The organism is Micromonospora krabiensis (genome assembly GCF_900091425.1).
Lineage (GTDB): Bacteria > Actinomycetota > Actinomycetes > Mycobacteriales > Micromonosporaceae > Micromonospora > Micromonospora krabiensis.
The window spans coordinates 566,274-588,709 of sequence record NZ_LT598496.1 but is presented as its reverse complement, the minus strand read 5'-3'; the positions used below and the strand labels follow the sequence as shown (position 1 = coordinate 588,709).

Below are 22,436 nucleotides of genomic sequence, written 5' to 3'. Positions count from 1 at the left end.
GGGCCGGGTCGACACCTGTATGACGGCGGCGGGGCCGGATCGGGTCAGATCAGCCGGCGACGAGTCGGCGACGATTTTTGAACCGGCCGGCGAGCGACGCCGTCGTGAGGGGCATGAGCGTCACCGCCCCTGCGGAGATGTGCCGTCTCGTCGTCTCCGGACCGGGCCGGCAGATCGAGGTCGCCGTGCCAGCGAACGTGCTGATCGCCGACCTGCTTCCCGCGTTGCTGCACCATCTCGGTGACAACCTGGCCGACGCCGGCCTCGCGCACGGCGGTTGGGTGCTGCAACGGCTCGGCGGCGCACCGCTGGACGAGGAGGGCACGACCGCGTCGCTCGGTCTGCGCGACGGCGAGACGGTGTTCCTGCGGCCACGCGCCGCGCAACTGCCGCCGGTGGACTTCGACGACCTCGCCGACGGCATCGCCACCGGCGTGGACACGCGATCGGGGCGGTGGCGGCCGTCGATGATCCGCTGGGCCGCGCTCGGCCTGTTCGCGGTCGCGATCTGCCTCGGTGCCGTCGCGCTGGCGCTACCCGGCCCGCCACTGGCCCGCGCGCTGTGCGCGGCGACCGTCGCCACGCTCGCCCTGGCGGCCGCCTTCGGGCTCACCCGGGCGGGCGCCGACCGCGGGTTCGGCCTGGCGGCCGCCGCGGCGGCGATCACCTTCGCCGCGCTGACCGGACTGATCGCCCCGGACCTGACCCGGTCGGACTCCGCCCTGGTCCTGGGCGGCCCGCAGGCCTTCACCGCCGCCGTGACCGTGCTGGTGGTGGCGTTGCTCGCGGCAGTCCTGGTCGGGTGGGCCGGGCCGTTCTTCGCCGCCGTCGTCGCCGCGGCGCTTCTCGGCGCGGTGGGTTCCGCGCTCGCCGCCTTCGTCGGATTCGACGCCGGTCAGGCCGCCGGGATCACCGCGGCGGTCGGCACCATGGCGACGGTGAACGTCCCGATGCTCGCCTTCCACCTGGCCCGGATCCGGCTGGCGCCGCTGCCCACCGAGCCGGAACACCTTCAGGAGGACATCGAGCCGGAGCCGAGCGAGGAGCTGCTGGCCCGCACCGGGGTGGCCGACCGGTACATGACCGCGCTGTACACGGGTGCGGCGGCAGCCGTGGGGACCAGCCTGGTCATCGTGGCCACCGCCGGCGGTTGGGCCGCGTGGACGCTGCTCTGGCTCGTGGCTCTCGTCCGGCTGCTGGCGCTGCGGCCGATGACCAGCGCCTGGCACCGTCTCGCGCACGCCGTGCCGGCGGTGGCGGGCATCGTCACGCTGGCGGTGGCCAGCCTCGCGCACGCCCCGGCGCTGCTGCGGCTGCTCGTGCCGGTGACGGCGCTGCCGCTGGCCGGGGTGCTGTTCTTCCTGCTGGGGCGGCTCCTGCCGGGACGCCGGCTGATGCCGTACTGGGGGCGGATCGGCGACATCGTGCAGCTCGTCGCCACCGTCGCGATCGTACCGACGCTGCTCACCCTGCTCGGGGTGTACGCGGCAGCGCGGGCACTGGCGGGCTGACCGGTGCAGTCCCGCCGTGACCAGGTGCAGGCCCAGACGTACGTGCTGGGCCGGTTGACCGCCGCGTTGATCGCCGCCGAGCCGGACGGCCTGGAGAACCCGAACCGCCGGATGGTCGTCGGCACCATCGCCGGGACGATGGTGGCCGCCCTGGTGTTCGTCGGCGCCATCCTCTTCGGATACTTCCTCCCCGGCGGCGCGACGAAGTGGCGCGAACCGGGTGTCCTGGTGGTGGAGAAGGAGACCGGCACCCGGTACGTCTACGACCGAGGCCTGCTTCGTCCCGTGCTCAACTACGCGTCGGCGCGGCTGCTCTTCGACGGCGAGCCCCCGGTCGTCTCGGTGTCCCGCGAGTCGCTGCGGGGCGTGGCCCACGGGCAGCCCGTCGGCATCGTGGGCGCACCGGACGCGTTGCCGACGCGCACCGCGGTCAACCAGCAGGTGTGGACGGTCTGCGCCGCGGAGACCGCCGACCTCACCGGCACGGTCAACACGGTGACCACCATGCGGATCGAGCAGCCGGGCGACACCGCGCGCGGCGACCGTCCGCTCGACGGCAACCAGGCGATCCTGGTCAGCTCGAAGGGCCAGAGCTTCATCGTGTGGCGGGGACAGCGGCTGCGGCTGACCGAGACCTGGCTGGCCCGGGTGCTCGGCTACGACCGCGACCCGCTGCCCGTGGAGAGCAACTGGCTGGAGTCGGTGCCGCAGGGCGGCGACCTCGCCCCGCCCGACGTGCCCGGTCGGGGCGGTCCGGGGCCGCTCGTCGACGGTCGTCGGACCGTCATCGGTGAACTCTTCGTGGCCCGGACGCCCGGCGCCCCGGAACGGCGTTTCCTGCTCGAGCGGGACGGCCTGGCCGAGCTGAACCCGATGGCGTACGCCATCGTCGCCGGCGATCCCGCGACAGCCAAGGTGTACGGCAACCGCCCGGTGCTGCCCCGCGAGCTGACTCCGGCCGCGCTGGTCACGCTGCCGGTGGCCGGTCAGCCGGCGTGGACGGTGACGCTGCCGACCGCTCCCCCGACCCTGGCGACGCCGCCGGAGGGGAGCGCCTGGTGCGTACGCCATTCGATGGCGGACGGCACGGTCGAGCTGACCGCCGACCCGGCCGCCCCCGCGGCGACGGACGACGCGGACGGCACCGGCGTGACCCGCACGTCGGCCAGCGCCCAGGTGGTAACCGTGCAGCCCGGTGTGGGCGGACTCGTGCAGGCGGGGCGGACGGATCAGGCCGCCGGGCCGGTCTACTACCTGGTCACCGACGCCGGCATCAAGTACCCCGTGGGCAGCCCCACCGTGGCCACCAGGCTCGGGTTTCCGGTGGGCACGGCCTCCCCGGTCCCCCGCCAACTGCTGGAGCTGCTGCCGACCGGGTCGCTGCTGGACGTCGCACCGGGGACCGGCTGAGCCGGACCTGCCCCGTCAACAAGTGTCGCCGCGTGGTCCCGCGCGGCGGAGCCCCACCGACAAAGGAGTGACATGCCACCGGCTTCACGCCTCACTACCACGACGGCCACCCGCCAGCAGCTCGTCTCGGCCTTCAACGACGCCGACGACCAGCAGCGGGAGGCGTACCGGGCCGTCGCCCAGCTTCAGGCGGACCTGGCCGGCCAATGGCACGGCGTGGCGTCGAACGCGTTCACCGTCGCCTTGGACGAGTGGATGCAGGGCCTCAACCGGGTCACGCAGGCCCTGAACTCGTTGCGCGACAACGTGGTCCGCTTCGGACAGGTCACCGACAACACGGAGACCGACAACCTCCAGCTGGCGAAGTCGCCCGCAGGCCAGTCTCGCCTGCCCTGACCATCCCCGACGACAAGGAGACAACGCAGATGGCCGACTACGACGCCGCGCCGGAGGCCCTGCAGAACGGCATGCAGGGCCTGATGCGGATCGCCACTGAACTGAAGGCGGACCTCGACACGCTCAACCGCGTGGGAGAGCAGTTCAAGGCCACCCACAGCGGCCAGGCGATCGAGGGCTACGACGCCGCGCAGCGGGAGTGGAACCAGGGTGTCAACCAGATGCTGGAGGCCGCCGAGGGCCACTCCCGCAACCTGGGGCACATCGGCGAGAACTATCTCAACGCCGACAGCCAGGGCCGCAGCCTCTTCGGCTACTGACCGCGTGGTCCGGCGAGGAGCCCGCGGGCATCCTCGCCGGGCCGCTGCCCGCCGATCCGCACCGACATTCGCGAGAGGACCAGGAACGTGCCACCGAAGAGGATCAGGATCGACGAGACCTATCTCCGGGCGATCCAGACGAGGCTGACCCAACTGCGCAGCCAGGTGGCCTCGGTGCGGGCGGGCGTCAACCCCCGCGACCCGGGGCACCCGCACGGCGGCCCCCTCGCCTCCCTGACGGTCCGCGCCGGAACGGACAAGTTCACGACCGGCGTGAGCGTCAAGACCCGGATCGCCGCCATGGGCACCCAGGCCGACCAGCGGCTGACCGGCTACAGCCAGAAGTTGTCGACCACCACGCAGGGCATCAGCCGGGTGATCGACTCGAGCGACTCGGCCGAGAAGACCAACACCTCCCTCGCCAACGGGGCGCAGAACAACCCGTCCTGAGCGCCCAGGTTCAGGCAGCCACACCCCCGCGGCAGGCGGGTGAACGGAGAGATCTCGCATGACTCAGCCAATTTCGGGACCACCCGTCTGGGAGCAGGGCCTCATCGAGGTCCTGGGTGCGGGAGACATGGACAGCCGGCGCTTCACCCAGCCGTCCTGGGTCACGCTGATCGACGCGGGGCACTACATCAAGACCAAGGGCGCCAAGCCGTGGGACGACCCGATGGGCACGGTCTACGAGAACGAGTTCACCCTCTACCGCCGCACCGCCGCCAGCATCTCGCCGGGTACGTCCGATCAGGCGGGGGTCTCCCACGAGGCGTTCTGGATCATCAAAGGCCGGGTCGACTGGTACGCCAAGGCCGACGGCAAGTACTCCCCGCACGAGTACTTCTGGAACGAGTTCATGACGTACTCCTACCGAACCCTGTACAGCCCGTCCACGCCACTGCCGCTCGACCCAGAGAGTTTCGACACGGCGGCCGAGTCGTTCTACAACCTCGCGGTGTGGCTGGACGGCTCCGTCCAGATCCTGCAGAGCGACATCGACAGCATCGGTGACGGTAATTCCGGGTTCGAGGGCCTGTCGGCCGAGAGCCTCCGCCAGTCACTGCGGAACCTTCGTGACGAGATGCGGCTCCTGCGGCAGGATCTCGAGACGGCCAACAACTGGGTGCAGATGCTGCACGACAACGCCGAGGCCGCCCGGGGGTTCTGGAACGGCCTCCGCAAGGCGTGGGACGACTTCAGAGGTCACCCCGAGTGGGAGCCGAACAACATGGTGGCCGCGGCGATGCGGGACATCGAGTCGGAAGTCGAGAAGCTGTCCGCCCAGACCAAGAACTGGGACTACGCGAAATATCAGGACGGAACCATTGTCGCCTGGGACAAGGTGAAAGACTGGATCATTCCCATCGACATCGGCAACGGGACCAAGAAGCCCTACGACTTCCGACACCCTGACGTCGCGATAGCCGAACTCAACGCCGACATGCATCAGTTCTTCGCCACCGGCATCGCCAACCTGCACAACGCCATGAGCGCTCAGCTCAAGACGCTGCGGGACAGCTTCGACACCACCTACCAGAACCTGGTCGACCCCCAGACCTTCGTGCCGCCCCCGTCGACCGACGGCACCGGCGGTGGCGGCGGGACCGACGACCTGCTGGACCAGTTGGGTCTCGGCGACGGTCTGAAGGGGTTGGGCGACGGGTTCAAAGGTCTCGGCGACGGCATGAAGGGCCTCGGCGACGGCGCCAAGGGTCTGGGCGACGGGTTCAAGGGCCTCGGCGACGGCGCCCTGGGACTCGGCGACGGGTTCAAGGGCCTCGGCGACGGCGCCCTGGGACTCGGCGACGGCATCAAGGGCGGGGCGCCCGACCTGGAAGACCTTCTCGACGGTGGCCCCAACCTCGGCAACGCCGGGGATGGCGGCATCGACGGGCTGGACAACCTGTCCGGCACCGGCACCGGCGGCGCGCCCGACCTGGACGACCTGCTGGGCGGCGGCACCGGCGGCGGGGCCGGCCTGCCCGGCGGCACCGGCGGTACGATTCCGGGTGGCCTGCCCCTGCCCGGTCTCGGCGGCGGAGGTCTGACGGGCGGCGGGACGATCGGCAAGCCGGGCAACGACGGCAAGCCCGTGCCGCCGGAGCTTCATCTTCCCGACGACGGTGACTTCACCGAGGGGCCGACCACGGTCGGCGGCCTGCCGCACGTACCCGGCCTGGGTGGCGCCGGAGCCGGCGTGGGCGGCGACTTCCCCGGCCTGGGCGGCGCTTCCAGTACTGACACCGTCCCTGGCCTCGGCAACGCGGGCGTCGGCTTCGGCGGCGGCGACTTCGCGGGCGGCCGAGCCGGCGCCGGCACCACCGGGCCCAACGGGCTGACGGTGGGCACACTCGGCCCGGCGCCGGTGGCCGCCGGCGGCGCCATCGACGGCCTCGTGCGGCCGGTCGCCGGGACCGGCCTCTCGTCCGGCGGCCCGGGAGGCGGCGGTTTCCCGCCGCCCATGATCCCCCCGATGGGCGGCCAGCAGGAGAAGGACCGCGAGCGCACCACCTGGCTCGCCGAGGAGGAAGAGGTCTGGGGCACCGACCCCGACGTGGCACCCGCCGTCGTGGGGCGGGACGAGCTGCCCGAAGCCCCGACCGAGCGGTCCCCCTGGTCGCCGACCGGCCCGCAGGCACCCGGGTCGCCGTACGGCCCCGGGCGGGGCGTCGGTCAGCAGACCCGACGCACCAACTGAGAGGAGATCACGTGACAGGCCCGCTGTACGACCGCATCGAACGAACGTATGCCGAGTTCGAGCAGAAGAAGGCCGCCATCGGCGACATCGATCGGCAGGTGTCGGAGACGCAGACGACGGTGACCGCCAAGAACCGGGCGCTGACCGTCGTGGTGGACGGTCGGGGCGACGTGACCGAGGTCAAGTTCCTCACCAACGCGCACCGCACGATGGCGCCGGCCGAGCTGGGAAACCTGCTGGTCGAGACCATCAAGGAGGCGCGTACGGAGGCACGGAGGAAGGCCGCCACGCTGTTCGAGTCTGTCCTGTCACCCGGACTGCCGCTGGCCGGCCTGCTCTCCGGCGGGAAGCGCGCCGACCAGATGTTCGACGAGGCGATGCGCTCGCTACGGGAGACGTTCGGCGAAGCCAAGCCGACCGCAGGCGAAGATCCGGAGGCGTCACGTGGCTGACCGGGTCGGCGCCGACACCGACCTGCTCAAGAGCAGCAAGCTCGAACCGGTGCAGCGCGAGATGACGCAGGTGCAGCACAACTTCACGCTCGCGATCGTGCGGAACAATCCGCCCGGCGGCATCCGCGCCAACATCGACAAGCAGATCCACGACGGCCTCACCACACAGATCGAGACCGTCACCCGGATCATCGACGGCATCACCCGGCTGGCGCGGGGTGACGCGAGTCAGGTCGATTCGCTGAGCAAGATCCTCGCCAACGCCGAGGAGACGAACACGGACCTCGCCAACGCCAACCGAGGCCGCCACTAGGCCGTTCCGGCTTGTCTGATCCCCCTAGGGGCGCACCGGCATGTCGGTGCGCCCCGACCGAGCGCGACGGAGGTGAGTGTTCGTGAACCTCGAGATGAACGACGACATGGCCGCTTTCCTCCATTGGCTGACGGGCGAGGAGTATCCGGCCACGAATCCGGACAAGCTGCGGGCGTTGGCGGAGGCCTTCGTCGAGGCCGGCGACGGCATCGAGCAGGCCATTCCGGTGTTCGCCGCCGGTGTGGCCAGCATCCGCGACGGGGTGATGGGCGACGCGGAGCGGGCCTTCGTCGCCGCGATGCAGGACTACCTCGGCGACGACGGCTATCTGTTCGTGGCGTCTCGTTACGTGCGGCGTTCCGGCGACGAGCTGGCCAAGACGGCGAACCAGGTCGAGTACGCCAAGCTGATGATCTTCCTGTCGGTCATCCAGTTGATGATCGAGGTGGCGATCGCGCTCGCGCTGGCGTGGCTGTTCCCGGAGGTCCTGTCGGAACTCGCGGCGGAGCTGCTGGCCGCGCAGTTGGCGATCGCGGAGTGGCTCGCCCAGCTGATCGTGGCGGTCGTGCTCTCCCAGGTCGCCGGTGTCGGTCTACAGGTGTTGATGGACGTGATCGCGCAGACGATCATGATCAAGGAGGGGCACCAGCACGGCTGGAACTCGGAACTGACCAGGAACTCAGCGGCGGTCGGGTCCTGGGTCGGCCTCGTCGGTCTGGTGCTGGGCGCCGGAGGTGGGGCGATCGGTGCCCGCCTGATCAACAAGGGCCCGCTGAAGGACCTGTTCGGCCCCAAGGGACCCCTCCCGATCGGCGGCCCGGGCAAGGGCGCCGCGGACGGACCCACCCCCGTCGCCGGGCCGGGCAAGGGCGCCGCGGACGGGCCCACCCCGAACACCGGCAAGGACCCGGACCTGCCGCCCGCGTACTCGCGACATGACCCCGACGCGCCGCCGCCGTACGCGGTGCGGGACCCCGCCAAGAACCACGACAACCTTCTGGGCGAGGTTCTGCACGAGGGCGCGACCGAGGTCGTCGGCGAGGCCAGCTACGGTTTGATCACCGGTGAAGGGTGGCAGTGGAGCCCCGCCGCCGCCGTCGCCGGCGGGCTCTCAGGAGCCGCCAGCTGGCTCGGCAGCGCGGCCGGCCGGAACCTGCGCGACTACACGCACGGCCCGAACCTGCCCCCCGCCGCGGGATCGACACCGCCCGGAAAGCCGGACGCCGCGGCCACGCCGGGCAGCCCACCGCCCTACGACGCCGCTACGACCACCCCGCCGCCCACCACCAGCGGCGGCGCGCCGCAGTCCGGCGGTCCCCGCAACGGCGTGGGCAGCGGCACGGGTGGCACCACGACTGACAGCGCCGGCCGCCCGACCTCAGGCACCGACAACGACCTCTACGTCCCGCCACCCGTCACCGTCGTCCCCGTCGAACTGTCCTACGACCCCGGCCTCCCGCCCGAGGCCGTCGTCGCACCGGTGGTGACGGACACGGACACCGGCAGCGGCACCGGCAGCGGCACCGACGTCCAGGCCGTTCCGGCGAGCGGGCCACCGACGACCCCCGGTGCCGCCGGTTCACCGTCCGGCGGCACCGCTCCGCCCCTCGGCGGCGGGGTCGCACCGGGCACCGGTGCCGCGGCCGCCCCCGGCATCCCGGGCACCGGCGCAGGCATCGGCAGCCCCGGTGCGGGCAGTGGCATCGCCGCAGGCCACGGCGGCACCAGCGCCGCCGTGGCCACCAGCGGCGCAGGCACGGGCACCGCCGCAGGCACGGGCACCGCCGGCCCCGGCAGCGCAGGCAGCACGGGCGCGGGCGGCAGCACCGGACCCGGCACCAGCACAGGCGCCGGCAGCGCAGCTACCACCGGGGGCACGGGCACCGCCCCCGGCGCGGGCAGCGCAGGCAGCGCAGGCAGCGCAGGCAGCGCAGGCAGCGCAGGCAGCGCAGGCAGCGCAGGCACGGGAAGCCCAGGCAGCACCGGCGCCACCACCGCGGGCACGGGCGGCGGGGCCACGGCGACGGGCCCCACCCGCATCGACGGCGCCGCCCCCGGGTTGGCCCCCGGCGGCCTCCGACAGCCGGCCCCGGTTCCCACCACCGGGGCACCGGCCGACACAAGCGAATCCGGGGCCCACCCCGCCGCCCCGGCGTACGCCACACCGGCCCCGCCGGCGGGCCATGCGACACAACGCCTCGGCGAGACCCCGCCCACCCGGCTGGACGAGACCACGCCCGATCCGCGCCGAGGGGCGCCCAGGCCCGACGACCGTGACCGGGCGGTGCCGGCCGAGGCTCACACGTTCGGGGTCCAACCGCCGGTGGCGCTCGACCACGCCGCCGTCGAACGACTCGTCGACGAGGTCGCCGATCGGACGCCGCCACGTGGGGACGGGGCGGAGCAGCCCGACCCCGGCCACTGCGTCGAGCTTCTCCACGCGATCCAGCAGGCCATCTACCCACGCCGGGTCCCGGTCGCCCGCTCCCTCGGCACCACCGACGACCGCACGGTCGGCACCGGCCACGTCGCCGACCGGCTCGGCGGCGGTGCGACCTGGCACGCCGTCTCGTCCTGGGCGGACGTCGAGCGGGCCGTCACGCGGGCGGGCGCGGGCAGTACCGCCCTCGTCCTGTGGCAACAGCCACGCGGCATCGGGCACGCGTTCGCCCTGCACCACACCACGGATCCACATCGGCCGCTGCAATGGCTGGAGCCTCAGAACCCGCGAGGGGAACGCCTCGTCACCACCGATGTGCTCGGGCCACCCACCGCCGCGCGGGTCGTCATCCTCGACCCCACCGGCGCCGAGTCCGCGTTGCTCACACCGGCCGGACCCGAATCCCGATCCACCGCCCGGGCGATCATCGACGCTCCCACTGACCACCGTTACGGGGCCTCCCGGCAGGCGCGCGACGGTCGCACGGCCGAGACCGATCGGGCCCACCTCGGTGGAGCACCGACCCGGAGACCGGCGAGCGCCGAGTCGGCGCCGAGCCACGAGTCCCTCGCGGCGGGACCGCCGCCGACCCCGACGTCTCCCCCCGGCATCCCTGGCACGCCGTCCACACTGACCGACGCCCCCGAGGTCATCCCCCTCGCCGCTCTGCCCCGACGGACCTCCGGCCGGCGGAACGGGTACGAGACGAGCCGCGCCGATCTCGGTGGTCAGTCGGAGGGCGGACCGGTCGGTCCCGACCCGCGGTCCGCCGGTCCCCCGCCGCCGTCGCCATCCTCTCCCACGTCCGGACCCGCCGCACGGTCGTCACGGGTCCCGGCGCCGGAAGGTGTTCTCCTTCCTCCTCCGGTGAGTTCTCCGGTCACGGCTCCCGGGCAGACGTTCGAGAGGGTGACCGTACGAGGGAACGGCTGGTGCATGCTCACCTCGGCCGTCCTGTCGGTCCCCACCCGGCTTGCCGCCCTTCTGACCCGGGCGGACCCGAGGCCCCCCGAGCCGGGACAGAGCCGGACGGCCGCCCAGGTGCTCGACAACGAGCGCCGCGCAGCCGAGTGGTTGATGACCGTCGAGCGGCGATTGGCCGAACCGGACGGCGCCCGGCGGGTTCTCGACGACGGACAGCTCAACGCGACCGTCCAAGCCCTCGCCGGGCGGCTTGCCCGGATGGTGCAGCGCCCGGAGGATTTCGACTTGGATCCGCAGCGGTTCGGGGCCGTCTCGATCCGCGCCGGCCTGCCGCCTGCACGGCGCAACGCCGACACGCCAATCACGGACCGCGACCGCGCCCAGCTCGCGCGGGACGTCGCCGACTGGGGCCACACCTGGGAGAGCGGGCGCGGCGACGGCTACCCCGTCCTGCTCGCCGACGCGCTGGGCGCGCGTCTGGTCGTCGCCTCGCCCGAAGTGCCCCGGGGGTACGTCAACCCCGACACCGTCGCGAGGGACGCGTCCTCGCCCGTGCTGTACCTGATGCGCGTCGGCAACGACCACTACGACGGGTGGATACCGTCGCTTACGCCGGTTGCTCCACCGCCGCACGACGGCCGTATCCGTCGAGGCGATTCGACGGCCCTCCCGCCGCAGGCGCCGAGCGGGCCGCGATGGGGTCAACGCCTGACCGTCGATATGCCGGTGATCGACCCGGACGAGCACGTGCCCGTCCGCCCCGAGATCAGGAAGGAACTGGTCGAGCGCGCACGTCGCGCCGTCGACAGACCATCGAACGAGCCGGCCGAACACACCCGGTCCGCCCCCACCATGGGCCCGCCCGGTCCTGCCCGGACATCCGGCGCTCCGGTCGAGCCGAACAAACCGGTCGAGCTGAACAAACCGGTGGAGCTGAACAAGCCAGTCGAGCCGGCCAAGCCGGTCCCGCCGTCGTCCGGTCCGCCCGTCCCGACGGACAAGGAGCCGTCCGGCTCGCCGGCTCCCTGGTACGTCAGGCACGGCGCGCTGGGCACGATGCGCGTGGTGTCGGCCGGATACCCCGATCCCGCGGTACGGGCCGCCGGGATCATGCGCGGGTTGCCGGATCGCGTCTCCCCCGACCTGGCCGTCTCCCCCGCACTGCGCGACGGTGTGACCCGGCAACTGGAGGACCTGCTCGGCATCGTCGGCCACACCCCAGGCGGGGCACGGCCGACGACCCCCGAGCAGCTCGCCGATCTCGCCTCCGACGCGGAGAACGCCAAGCGCTGGGACACGTTGCTGCGTGAGGGCTGGACCGGTGCGATCGACGGGCGCCTGGTCTGGATCAAACCTCGGCTCGAGGACGTCCAGTCACAGGTAGCGAAGAAGGACGGCGGGCAGGAGACGAAGTTCGTCGTGGTGTTCGGCTCCACCGCGGCGGAGACCACGCAGGAACGCTCCAGCAGTCACGCGGGGACCGTCGGCCCGGACGCGTTGTTCAGCATGGGGAACGCGCTCGTATCGCTTCAGGTCCCCTTCGAGTTCGACTACCAGCGATCGGCGTCGAACACATCGACCTACCGGGTGCTCTCGGGACGCAAGCTCTTCTTCAACGGTGGTCCCGCCTACACGAGCGGCCTAGCGGTCGACCTCTACGTGGACGGGACGCGGTGGGGCACCGGCACGATCCCGCGTGCCGCCGACAGCATGCTCATCACGCAGTTCCCCTCGCCCTACCTCACCCGGGCCGACCCCACCCCCCGGCCGCCGGCCGGGCAGGCCGCCGCCGACACGGCGGCGGAGAGAGCGAAGGCGGAGGCGAGGGCGAAGGAGGAACCGGCCGGCGCCCACGAGGTGCTGACCGCCATCCACCTCGACCCCGCCGTCGCGGCCCTTCACCGCGCGCTGCGCGCGAGCAACCTGCCGCCGGCCGCCGCGGCGGCGGTGGCCGAGCGGTTCACCCGGATGTTGCTCAACGAACGGACCGCGCTGGCCCGCAGCCGGTGGCTGTTCCATCACGGCGACTCGAGCGAGGAGTTGGTTGTCCCGATCGATGCGGGACGGGACTTCCGCGGGCACCTGACAGTCGAGTTCGTCGTCAAGCGTCTGCAGTACCTGGACACGGCGTCGGAGGTCACCATCCGGGACGACCTCGGTGTGGTGCGAGGGACGTCCACGAGCAGCACGACCGCCGTCTCCGCCTCCGTCCCGCTGCCCCGCATCAGCGGGAATAGGAGGCGTCACGGCGGGGGCGGGCCCGCCGTCGAGATGGACGTCGGCCGTGCGGTCAACGACCAGGTCGGCAACCAGGGGATGAACCACCCCATCCTGGTCCGGACGTCGGACCACGAACGGCACGCGGCGGAGATACAGGTCAACCTCAAGTTCTCCTCCGAGACGCACCGGGTCGGCTGGCAAAGCGAGATGGTCTGGGCCGAGTTCGGGGTGCCCAAGGACGACCGGGCCGCCTTCGAGATCCGACACGTCGGTGGGCTCATATCCGCGCCCGGAACATGGCACGACGCGGTCGCACCGTCGATGGCGGTGACACCGGCCGACCTGAGGAGGCGGTCGGTCGCCGACAACGCGCCGGAGTTGGGCAGGGTACGGAAGAACGCGCCGCAGGTGCGCGAGCCGCACCGACCGGCAGCACCGCCGAAGGCGGGAGGGGCGCACCGGGAGCCGCTCGCGTTGGCGGCACGGCGCGGTGACGGGGTGGGCACCACGATCGGCCTGCCGGGCGGCCACATGGTCGCGCCCTACGTGATGGCGGCGCTGCGGGAAACCGCCGGGTGGCAGCTTTCGGTCCGCGAGCACGTCGGGATGGACGACTTCTCGCCGGGCACGCAGAGCTGGGCGCAGGTGCAGTTCCGTGTCGGCCTCCGGTACGGCCTGATGGCGCTCGAGGCCGATCCGGGGCGGCTGAAGACGGGCATCTACTCGACGTTCGACATCTCCGGGCGGACTGTCCACGTGCTGGTGACCGCCCGCACGCTCGACCTCGTCGGTCAACAGAGGTACAAGATGCGGGTCAACGACCGGGCCTTGTCGACCAGTGACACGGGCACCGGCGTCACGACCAGCGTCGGCGGTTATCTCGGGTTGACCGGCAGCATCACGCTGTTCCAGGACCGGCCGGTCCAAATGCAGATCCCCGGGATGCAGGTCGGCGTCGGATACGAGCACAGCTCCGAACGCTCCCGCTCGCGGAGCGTGAAGAGCTATCGCCGCTTCGAGACCGACAGCGAAGTCGTGCAGTTCGACTACGCTCTCGCCTACGAGATCACCGTGTGGACCGACCCGGGCACGCCGCACCGGTGGCTGCTCGCGGGGAGCGACATCCAGCAGCAGGTCGTCGTATCGGACGAACTCCTTCCGAAGGCTTCGCCACCCGCGACGGCGGGCGCGATCGGTGTCGAGGTCTTCCCGTCCGGTCAGCGTCCGCCCGCCATACCGAACAACCAGGAACCCGTGCCGTTCCACTCACAAGGCGTCTCCGGCGTCTACCCGCGCTTCGTGGAACTGCCCGAGCTACCGGCGCTGGTGGCGCGCCTCTACGGGGAGGTGACCGGCCGGGACGGGGGGTGGCACCGTAACCCGCGGAACTGGCCCGCCGAGCTGTGGGACGCCGGCCTCGCCGTGCCCACGGAACTCGGCGCCTTCTTCGCCGACCTGACGGCTGGGGACCATCGCTGGAGCATCACCCTCGACAGGCGGGCCGACCGGACCACGGTGGTCGAGATCTCGGCGCGGATCTACGACGTCCGGCACCTGGGCGACAGCACCGGCGTCGAGGTCGAACAGTACGCACAGGCGACCTCGCAGTTCGACAGCGGCAGCGAGTCCGAGTGGTCGGGGCGGGCCGCCCTCGGCCTCGGCCCCGTCGGTCGCATCGGGCACGCGGAACAGGGCGCCGACGACGAGTCGTCGGGCCACACCGTCGGCGGGTACGGCGCCGCCCGGTACTCGCGGTCGTGGAGCAGTTCGACTGCCGTGGGATCCGGCAGCATCGACATCACCCGCGCCACCTACAAGGGCCAGGTGCACACCTATCGCGCCGGCCGGGTCCGATTCGAGGTGACCGTCACGAGTTGGGCGGGTGGGAAGGTGCCGCCCACGCGACGTGAGGCGACACTGGACCTCCACAACGGCCTCGAGTTCCACGTGCCGAACCGCATCGCCTGGGGGCTCGGCCTGCCACAGGCGACGGAGACGGGCAGGCCCGCTTCGCCGCCGACGGAGGCGGACAAGGGGAAGTCGCCGCATCGCCCGGATGCCCGCCCACTCCGGCGTGAGCTGGATCCGCATGTCGGCCGCGCCTCCAGCCACGTCGAGCAACTGCGAAGCGACAACCCCCCTCTCGTGCTCATCCTCGACACGCTCGCCGATCGAGGCGTCCTCGCCCGCGACGGTCAGGGACCTCCTGACCCTCTCCGCGAATCGCTGAGCCGCACCTTCTCGATGGGCGCCCTCGAGCTTCAGGCGTTCGCGCTGTTCGGCAGCGGCGTCGCGGAGTGGTTCGCGGTTCCCGGCCCGTTCGGCACCGGATACCTCTTCGTGCGGGTCAGCGCGACCCTCGGCACCGTGCGGTCGGACCGGGAGCGCTTCGAGACGAACCTGACCCTCCGCGGCGAGTCGGTCGTCTCCGACGACGGGGACAGCTCGACCGGCAGTTCCACTGCCCTCGCCGCCGCGTTCCGTGGGCGTGGCTCCTTCGCCACAAGCATGGCTGGCGGCGCGGCGCGCTACGAGCACACCTGGGACGCGTCCCGTAGCCAGGGCCAGGAGCACAGCGTCACGACGATCTTCCGGCACGGCACGAAGAAGTCATACGAGTTCGTCAACGATGTGCAGTTCACGATCGACCTCCGCTACACGCTCCGGACGGGGACCTGGGAGGATCGGCGGTCCACGTCGGGTAGCGTGCGTCGTCTGGTGCCGGAGACCCTGACCGCCCCGGCCGGCCCTCCGGCCGGTACCCGTGGACCGCAGTGGGAGTCCCTGGCGCGCGTCGGCCAGCCCACCGACGTATCTCGGCGGTACGAGTCGCCGGAGCTGAACGCCGGCCTCAACCGACTCGTCGCCGGCGATCCCACCTTCATCCCGCTCGCCTTCCCGATCAACGAGAGGCTCCGCCGGAATCTCGCGCAGGCCCTGTCCAGGACGGGCGAGCTGAGTCGGGCCGGGACCGGGTTCGCCGGCTATCTGCGCGGGCTCACCGCGTTCACCGTCGGCGACTCGCTCGTCGATGCCGACCAGTTCGTCGCCGAGTCGAACCTCCGTCCCCGAATGCAGGCGCTCCTCGCCCACCAGTACCAGGTACCGGGCACCTCCGTCCGGCTCGGCGTCGTCCTCACCGAGGTGGCACAGCTGCTGGACGGCAACGGCCTGCCGCTCACCCCGACCTACAAGAGCCGGCAGTACGCGCAGGACGAGACCACGCCGGTGACGGGACGCAGCACCGCGAGCGGAGCACACGGGGGTGTCATCCCCGAGATCGCCGGACGCGACATCGGGCCGGCGACGCTCTTCGGCGGTCGCGGAGGCTGGAAGGGGGGTCGCGACGGTGGCCGGGACTCCGCCGCAGAGCTCGCCGAGACGAGCGAGTACAACACGGAGTCGAGCGCGAACCACACGTACTACCGGTACCGCGTGACGGTGGTCGCGCACCTGCCGGGCGGGCAGACGGTCGAGTTCCCCTCCGCCGACGGCCTGTACGGCTTGAGCCGACGTTCCCCCGACGACCTGCTGGCGGCCAACCCCGCGTTGAGCGAGCGTCTGGTCAACGGTCGGGTGTTCACCCGCGAGCGTCTGGCGCGAAGCGTCGACCGGGCCGTCAGCGCGGCCGGCCCGAACGCCGACGGGCCGAGAATGCTCGCGGCGCTCAGCGCGCAGCTGTATCCAGCCGGCGTCGGCGCGCGGCCGGTCGACAGCGACGAAGTGGTCCACCTGCCATCCCCGGAGCGCTGGCAGCCCCCACCATCGCGCGAGGCGATCGTGGCGTTGGTCCGGTCCTCGCCCCCAGGCAGCAGCGCCCTCGTCCTCACCACGGACCTGTCCGCCGGCTACGTCGTCTACCACACCATCGAGGGTGAGATCCACTGGGTTGACGCGCGGGCCGCGACAGATGACCGGCTCACGCGGGTCGCGGACGCCTCGACGGAGGGCGCCCCGCGCCGGGTGCCCGGGGCGGGAGGGCCGAGCGACCTGCGCGTCGTGATCCTCGGCCCGGACGGCTCGGTGCGACCCGCGCCCCCGCGCCGGCCGTCACTCGACACCTCGGGGCCGCCGTCGCCCCTCCCACCGCCGCCCCTCCCACCGTCGACTGTCGCTGCCGTGTCCGCGCCGCCCGGACCCGACGTCCGCGAGCAGCACCAACGGATGATTCCGATACCCGCCACGCCGACGCCCGCCGGTGGTACGGCAGAAGCCGGGGATCGGCGTGCATGGGCACACTCGGGGCGCGGCCGACAGGAGCGTGCGGCGCGGGAGCGGGCTATCCTGGCACCCCTGCCGCATCCGCTCCGACACGTCGCGGACCCGGAAGAGGTCCGGACCGCACCGCTGCGGACGACCGACCATCAGGTGCCCGAGCGGCCCACCACCACCGGCAGCGCCTCGGGGGAAACCGTGCCGTCGCCGTCCTCCGCTCCGGCCCGGACGGCGCCGCTGCGCACCACCACGACGGCAGGGGGCTGGCTGGGCGACCGTCCGGCGCCGGCCGCAGCAGCCGGGCGACGGGCCGACAACCCCGCTGTGCCGCCCGCGCGTGAGCCCGCCGAACCCGCGTCGCGGTCGGACGGGACCGTCCTGCCACCGTCGTCCGCGAAGCAGTCGCCGTCCACCCACGAAGTCCCCGAGACAGGCAGCGCCATACCGGCGCCTCCGGTGCCGGTCGACGACACGCTGATCGTGCCCGGGCTCGCGACCATGGTCGACCCGGCGGATCGCGCCGACGTCCTCTACGGCCCGGCGCTGCGGGAGCGCTTGGCGACAGCGCGGGCCGGGTCGCCGGACGCGGACCTGTCGCCCGACGCGGCAGCGGGTGCGCGGACGCTGGCCTGGATCAAGAGGTGGGCGGCCGCCGAGACCAGTGACGCGGCGCTGGACGCGATGTGGCCCGGAGGGCCCGATGCGGGCAGCACGATGGCCGTCACGCTCGTCGTCGGCGCGCGCGGTGACGCGGAGACCCTCCGGACACTCGGCACCTCCTTGGAGAGTGTCGTGCACCGGGAGCTGAACCTCGGCCTGACCCGATGGGCCCAGCGAAGGAATTCCCCGGTGCGGCCCCGGGTGACCGTCGAGTACTCCGCTGCGGACCCGGCCGCTCTCGACGCTGCTCGGGACCCCCGCACGGACTCGACGGCGGACTGGGTGCGGCTGCGGACCGTCGGCTCGCGTCCCACGCCCCGCGTGCACGCCGTGCCGCGGACGCCGGCCTCGCCGGAGGTCCACGCCGCGGTACGCGAGGCGGCGGAAGAGGCGGCGCAGCTCGCCGTCTCTGCCCATCACGCCTCGGTCGACGGCCCCCGGGTCACGCTGATCGGCCAACACCACGAGGGCCCCGACGAGAGCGCTGCCCGGACCGCCCGCGCGCGGGTTCAGCTGTTGTTCCAGGCGGAGCTCCGGAACGCCGTACGGCGACTGCTCCTCGACGGTGAGCCCGACGATGTCGGCCTCGACGGAAAGGTCAACGCCGTCGTCAACGGGGTCAGCACCCGGACCGTACTGCGGCAGGCGCCCGGTGGGTCGCCGCACCCCCCGCCGACGCAGATCAGCATTCGACCCCCGACGCTGCCACCCGCGGCTCCGGCCGCGGCCACTCCCGGACAGGTGGACTCGGCGCGTCACCCGGCAACCGGCCGGACGACGGCGGTGACACCGTTCCGGGGATCCCCGCCGCCGGAGGTCCGCGCCCAGGTCCGGGAGGTGGTCACCGAGGTCGCCCGACTCGCCGTCTCGGCACACCGCACCTCGACCGGCGGCCCACGGGTCACGCTGGTCGGCCAGCATCAGCCGGGCTCGGGCGAAGAGGGGAGAGCAAGAGCCTCCCGCGCCATGGTCCAGCTGCTGTTCCGCCAGGAGCTCCGCGCCGCGGTCAGCGAGGCGCTCGCGGAGGACCGGGCTGTCGCCGCGGTCAACGCCCGCCATGACGCGAAAAGGGCCGACGCCGATCCGCCGACCGCCGACGAGATCAGGGACGCGGTCGCGACCGCCCGGCAGACTCCGCCCACCTCGGCGGAGATCGACGCCGTGGTGAACACGGTTGACGTACGGGTGGCGATGGAGCTGCGGGACGCGCCACCGTTAAGCGGACCGCCGCCGACGACGCTGATCCGGGTCGAGCCACCCCCGTTGCCGCCACCGGTCCGGGACGCCAAAATGCCCGTCCGGGATCCGCTGAGCACATGGAACACCGGCGGCGCAGGCGTCCGCGACAGCCGATCGGGCTGGTGGGCGACCACCTCGACAGCGCAGCGGGTGGACGACATCGTGACGGCGCTGCCGGCCGCGGCGTTTCGTACGGTGTCCGGTGAGACCGGCGATGTCACCGATCCCATCGGCGAGCCGGTGCTGGTCGGCCGTTACTCCGCGCAGGTGCGGTACGACGTCGCCCGGGTCGAGTTGTCCGAGACCACCGCGCAGGGCACGGTGGTCGACACGACCATGGTGCGTGTCTTCCGGCTGCGCCTGCACCTTCGTCCCGGTGACGGCGTCTCACGGGTCGAGGTGGCTCGGTTGCGGCGACAGGCCGAGCGTGCGGTGCGGCAGATGAACGAGCGGTTGCGCCTGCCCGAGGGCGACCAGTTCCACCTGCGGGTGGAGTTCACCGGCGAGGCCGAGGCGCAGCACGTCATCGACGTCCCGCAGGCACTCGCCGACCCAGGGGTGAACGCCACCAGCGCGACCTGGCCGGTCAGCCTCCTGCGCCACGCCGAACCGGCCGCCGACCCGAGCGCGACGCCGGCCGCCGACCCGCGCGGCGAGCAGTTCGTCCAGGACGTCCTGCTGCACGAGATGCTGCACCTGCTCGGCCTCAACGACGAGTATCCGTCCGAGCGGTCCCTCGGCCCGGACGCCCGGCCGGTCCGGGTGTTCGCGGCCCCGCCACCACGGTCGCCGGCATCGGGCGACCCGGACCGTCGTCCACTCGACCGCATGCCGCGTCGCACCGCACACCCCGGGCTGATGGGCTTCCTGCCGAACCGCGACGGGGTGACCGACCTCATCGCGGTGCGCTACCTGTGGCGGATCTGGCAGACGCAGGAGAACGCCGTCTTCGTCCCAGTGACGAAGGTTCGTCGGGTGGGCCGCAACATTGACTCCGTCACGCTCCCCTTCGCTCCCTCCACCCCCGTGCCGGCCCGGATGGCGGCTGGATCGCCGGCCGGGACGCCAGCAGCGGCCAACGTCGCCGTGCGCCTCCGTCGCACCGACGACGCTCGGACGCGGGCCGCCCTGCTGTCCCTGCCGCATCCACTCACCCCCGAGTCGGCCTCCGCACCCAGGGCGGCCACGGATGTGTCTGCCGGAGCGGTCGGCGGCACGGTGGACCCGGGCGAGCCGACGCGCAGCACGCCGTCGAGGAGCGACGACGCTCCCGCGGCCGGGCTGGAATCGCAGGCCGCCGACCGGCGGGAGCAGCAGGCACGGTCACGTGCCGGGCTGCGACCCCTGCCGTATCCGTACGGGGTCGGGAACGACGCCCCGAGTTCGTTCCTATCGGGACGGCCGGCCCACCAGGACCGCCAGCCGATGCCGGCTCCACACGCGGTCGCGATCCTGAACGAGGCGATCCACGCCGTGTCGGGCAGCTCCGGTCGGCGGCACGACGATCTCGCCCGTTGGATCCACGACACGGAGACCCGATCGGTCAGCCGCGACTTCGCCGACTGCGTGGCACTGGCCTGGGCGGCGTACGTGGTCCGCTATGGGCGGGTCGGAAACCGCGCCAGCACGGACGCGGTGACGACCCCCCGGTTCGCCGATCTGACCCAGGCGCTCGACGGCGCACCCGTCGTCACGCCGAACCCTTCCACGCTGGTCGACACCCTCGCCCCCGGCGAGGCGGTGCTGGTCCGGGAGACCTTCCACCGGGGGCATGTCTTCTGGCTCATGGCCGACGCGCGACCCGACGACGACGGCCGCACCGTCGTCCGCGTGGTCGACCCGCAGAACCCGGGCCGGTACGACACGCCGTTCCGCTTCGACGCGGCGGGTGGGGACGGGTGGTCGCGGGCCCTCACCGCGCCCGGCACCCGGACCCTGCGGATCGACGGCTCCGGACACCCGGTGCCCACGCTCCCGGACAGCATCGCGCCTGCCACCGGCGGGACGGACCCGGCGGGCCGCACCGTCGACGCCCTGGTCGACACGGGGTCCCACGGCGAACCGGGAGCATCGGGCAGCGAACTCGAAACATGGGTCACGACGAACGCGGAGACGCACGACGTCGCCGAGTCACGGTTCATCAAGGTGGTCACCGATCGGAGAAACCACCGGACGGTGCTCGAATTGGCGACCCGGCCGTACAACAACCTCGACGGCGAGACCGAGTTCGCCGACCGCCGGCAGGTGCTCGACGCGGTCCGGGCGGAGCACCAGCACCTCATGGGGCTGAACTCGTACGCGTTCCCCCAGCTCCGTCAGGTCTTCTCCCGCGAGCGGGGCTACCAGGCGGACCGGGAGGCGGCCCGCGCGGTCGTCACCGACAAGAGCCCCGAGGTCTACCTCCAGCACACGACGGGCGTACACCCGTCGGGCCTGCACGACCTGATGCGCTTCGCCGCCGAGAACACCCGGACGGGCGAGTCGCGGCACCGGGACATCCTGCGGGCCTCGTTGGCGTTCGGTGACGCCGTCGCGGCGGCCTACGCCGGCGTGCACCCCCGGGACGTTCCGCTCCTCGCCGCCGACTTCGACGTCATGACCGTACGCGGGTTCGCCGCGATCATGTTCGAACACGCTCTCGCCTCGGCGGCGTGGGTCGCCCGCGGCAGAAACGGGCTCATCAAGCACGATCTCCCGGTCGCCTCCCGGCTGTCCCTGGCCGGGATGCACGCGACGACACCGCCACGGGTGCAGGGTTGGCTCGCCACGAACGCTCCGATGATCCGAGACCTGTTCGAGCGGCACGCCACGGCGGCCGACCCGGAGATCGGCGAGTACGTCACGAGCACGGGGCTCACCGGCCCGCTGGACATCCCTTCCCAGGGCGGTGTGGGCGAGGCAGGCACGCGCGTCGACTACACGATCCGCGAATACCTCGACAACGCCCTCCTGGGCTTCTCCGAGGACGTCCGCTACCTGGGCCAGCACGAGGCGGCCGCGATCCGCACGGACTTCGTGTCCGCGTCCCCGGCGCCGGCGGGTGGTTTCCCCGTGTCGCCGCAGGAGCTGCGGTACTTCGGTCCCGAGTCCCTGGTCTCGCTGGACCAGGCGTTGACCTACGTGGACCAGATCGACGAGGCAGCGCGGCAGATCGACCGGCGGAGCCGAAGGATGCTGCGGCACCCGGATCCGGGTGGGCGGGAGCAGCCGCTGACGGTCGACTTCGGCAAGGGGCGCCGGGACCTGTCCGTGAGCGCGGGCGACCGGATCGACGCCATCGCGTACCAGATCGTCCGCGACGCGGTGCGGGCCTGGGCCGTCCGGCGGACCACCACCCGCATCGTGGTCGAGGGCGGCGGTAGGCGCGGCCAGTCCGGCGCCAGCGCCGAGCGCGCGCAGGCCGTGACGAATGTCCTGCGCAGCGCCACCCGGCGGGTGCTCGGTGACATCCAGGCGCTGCTCGGCGACACCGCGTTGCCCGATGGCCTCCTCGAAGTGGTGTCGCGGGACCGGCGCGACGACCCATGGTCCGGCAAGCCGGAACTGGCCGGCAGGACCCTGAGCGACGAGGAACGGCGGCAGGTGCACATCTGGACCGAGCCGCAGCGACCCGACGGTCCGTCGCCGGCCGGATAACC

Annotated in this window: 9 protein-coding genes; all 9 read left to right on the top strand. The window is 72.5% G+C overall.

Annotated elements, in window-relative coordinates; genetic code table 11:
- Nucleotides 1–113: 113 nt before the first annotated feature.
- The 9 genes from eccD (at nt 114) to GA0070620_RS02640 (ending at nt 22,434) form a co-directional block, all read left to right on the top strand.
- The gene (eccD, locus tag GA0070620_RS02675) at nt 114–1,511 is read left to right on the top strand and encodes a type VII secretion integral membrane protein EccD (protein ID WP_091588215.1); all 1,398 of its coding nucleotides are present in this window, start codon (nt 114–116) and stop codon (nt 1,509–1,511) included.
- Between the two features lie 3 nt (nt 1,512–1,514).
- A complete protein-coding gene (gene eccB / locus GA0070620_RS02670; protein WP_091588212.1) occupies nt 1,515–2,921 on the top strand; it encodes a type VII secretion protein EccB in 1,407 nt (468 codons plus the stop codon).
- Nucleotides 2,922–2,993: 72 nt separating this feature from the next.
- Nucleotides 2,994–3,317 (top strand): WXG100 family type VII secretion target, encoded by a 324-nt coding sequence (locus GA0070620_RS02665; RefSeq protein WP_091588210.1) that lies wholly within the window; start codon nt 2,994–2,996, stop codon nt 3,315–3,317.
- A gap of 29 nt (nt 3,318–3,346) precedes the next feature.
- Complete coding sequence (locus GA0070620_RS02660) at nt 3,347–3,637, top strand: WXG100 family type VII secretion target (RefSeq protein ID WP_091588208.1); 291 nt, start codon at nt 3,347–3,349, stop codon at nt 3,635–3,637.
- Between the two features lie 87 nt (nt 3,638–3,724).
- The gene (locus tag GA0070620_RS02655; RefSeq protein ID WP_091588206.1) at nt 3,725–4,087 is read left to right on the top strand and encodes a hypothetical protein; all 363 of its coding nucleotides are present in this window, start codon (nt 3,725–3,727) and stop codon (nt 4,085–4,087) included.
- Between the two features lie 58 nt (nt 4,088–4,145).
- Nucleotides 4,146–6,335, top strand: coding sequence for a WXG100 family type VII secretion target (locus tag GA0070620_RS32585; protein ID WP_157741514.1), 2,190 nt, complete (start codon nt 4,146–4,148; stop codon nt 6,333–6,335).
- 11 nt (nt 6,336–6,346) lie between these two features.
- Complete coding sequence (locus GA0070620_RS02650) at nt 6,347–6,787, top strand: YbaB/EbfC family nucleoid-associated protein (protein WP_157741513.1); 441 nt, start codon at nt 6,347–6,349, stop codon at nt 6,785–6,787.
- On the top strand, nt 6,780–7,100 hold the full coding sequence (locus GA0070620_RS02645; RefSeq protein ID WP_091588202.1) for a hypothetical protein: 321 nt from the start codon (nt 6,780–6,782) through the stop codon (nt 7,098–7,100). The genes GA0070620_RS02650 and GA0070620_RS02645 overlap by 8 nt, the downstream gene beginning before the upstream one ends.
- An 82-nt stretch (nt 7,101–7,182) precedes the next feature.
- Nucleotides 7,183–22,434 carry a WXG100-like domain-containing protein gene (locus GA0070620_RS02640; protein ID WP_157741512.1) on the top strand — a complete coding sequence of 5,084 codons (15,252 nt, stop codon included), beginning with the start codon at nt 7,183–7,185 and terminating at the stop codon, nt 22,432–22,434.
- The last annotated feature ends 2 nt before the right edge of the window (nt 22,435–22,436 follow it).

Excerpts from the sequence above, each read along its gene's own strand:
- eccD (WP_091588215.1), top strand. The coding sequence starts at position 114 with ATGAGCGTCACCGCCCCTGCGGAGATGTGCCGTCTCGTCGTCTCCGGA.
- GA0070620_RS02665 (WP_091588210.1), top strand. The coding sequence starts at position 2,994 with ATGCCACCGGCTTCACGCCTCACTACCACGACGGCCACCCGCCAGCAG.
- GA0070620_RS02660 (WP_091588208.1), top strand. The coding sequence starts at position 3,347 with ATGGCCGACTACGACGCCGCGCCGGAGGCCCTGCAGAACGGCATGCAG.
- GA0070620_RS32585 (WP_157741514.1), top strand. The coding sequence starts at position 4,146 with ATGACTCAGCCAATTTCGGGACCACCCGTCTGGGAGCAGGGCCTCATC.